Genomic DNA, 1,749 nt, shown 5'->3' with positions numbered 1-1,749 from the left:
GGTCAATCCCGCCGACCCGGACCCGGATGGCACTGATGCAGTTGTCGCCGCGAAGCAAGCGAGCAGCCTGGAGAGTTGTCAGCAGAAGGGGTGGGGGCTGGATGTAGCCGGCCCAATTGAGGCTCGGACGAAGCATTCGCGCTTCAACAGGATGGCCCTCCTCGTCGTATCGGAGAATACTTACTGGGGGAAAATAGGTTTCCAGAGGCACACGATTCACATCCACTGGCCGGGGAATCTTCTCAATGTCCAACACTCCTTTTGCGTATATAGAGAAAGCAACGCGAAATTTGACTTTCTCATCCCCGACTCTGACGAAACTACCTGCGCGATAGGGTCTCCCCCAGACGGATCCCACTGTCCACAGAGTTTGTGGCGTTTCTTCGGGAAGGACGATTTCCAGCGCGACGCCTTCCCAAGGGAATGGCGGTACGGTTTCTTGATACTGCATTGGGGCCGGAACACCTATTGGCGATTCGTGGAGCAGGGTAAACTGGGAAGACCGAAAGCGAAGATTTTCCAACAATTTCTGATAAACGGCTTTGCTGCTGCTCTGCTGGATAGCAAGTGTTTCCCTAGGTAAAGAGGCGAGATCTTGAGAGCTCTGGGCTGCCAGAGCATCCAGTCCAGAAATCTCGGAGGGCAGCACTACGCGTTTTAACTCGGTTTTGATGGTGAAACTGAGATAGGGGGTAGCGTTGATCAGGACGGGTATACGAGTCTGGGTTATCGGATTGCCCAACCAGTCCGTAGTTGTTTCTAAAGGGAGTGCCTCTTCCCCGCTGAGGTATTTTCCTTCCACGAGAGCGCGATCTAACCCGACCAGCGCGGCTTCTTGAGCAGGCTCTATCCCGGCCATCAAAAAGGGAAATTCAATGTAATCGCGAATTCCCAGAGGCGGATTTACATTTACGTTGATCTCTGGGATGGACCCTATGCCAGCGCTGGGGTTCACATAATAGTAGCTCGCTCTAAATACCTGAAAGGCGGGCAAACCAACTCCTGTGTCTTCAGCGAGTTCCGATGTCAGTTCATAAAGCCCCATCTCGGAGGGGAAACCAACATTGTGGAGAGGGATCTCCTCTGCCAGATATCCCAGCATGGCCACAGGGGCAGCGACTTCCACACCGGGGATGTCCCGCATCGCCTCGTACTGGGCGAAGGAGATGCCCCCCGGGATCCCGGAAAGATGGTTTGCTTCTACCAGACCGTATTTCTCCTCTATAGGGGACCGGCTCCCCGCTGGACGAACCAGAATGTCATAAGTGGTGCGCCAATAGTGGGTCAAATCTTGTTCTACCGTGACGAGAAGGGTATCTGATAAAGATGCGACCAGAATCACACCCGTACTCAGCAGCCCCAAACCCAGACCGATCAAACCAGTACGTCCGTGTGAGATGAGAGATTTCATCAATAACCTCCTCAGCTAGCTCCCGAAAAGCAAGCCAGACGCGCTCCCTTCAGAGAGCGCATCTGGCTTGCTTTGTCAATATCCGCACTCGCGCCTGCACTCTCGCTCCTCCCACCACCGATCGCTGCAAGTTCCAAAGCAGGCATCACAGACGCGGCACCACCTGATAGCAGCTCTCCCCCCATAAGGAGGATTGGGATTCCAGCAGCTGACGCATGGCCCAACCCGCCAGTAAGTACAGTCGATATACGTACACCCCATCGGTTGGGGCGGCCCTCCAAGAGCCGCCCCCACCGGCCGCGCCATCGCCAGCGAGAGCACCGCCAGCAGGAAGGCCA

General features: G+C 55.3%; 2 protein-coding genes. Both read right to left on the bottom strand.

Going from position 1 to position 1,749, the window contains the following annotated elements; all coding sequences use genetic code 11:
* Window positions 1-1,411, bottom strand: a 1,411-nt coding sequence (locus tag ABJK56_RS01110) for a hypothetical protein (protein ID WP_347242824.1), incomplete at its 3' end; no start/stop codon positions are given.
* Between the two features lie 145 nt (window positions 1,412-1,556).
* On the bottom strand, window positions 1,557-1,749 hold a 193-nt coding region (locus tag ABJK56_RS01105; protein ID WP_347242823.1), incomplete at its 5' end, for a hypothetical protein.

This window comes from Thermogutta sp. (genome assembly GCF_039793925.1).
Taxonomy (GTDB): domain Bacteria; phylum Planctomycetota; class Planctomycetia; order Pirellulales; family Thermoguttaceae; genus Thermogutta.
This window is presented reverse-complemented; position numbering and strand designations above follow the sequence as displayed.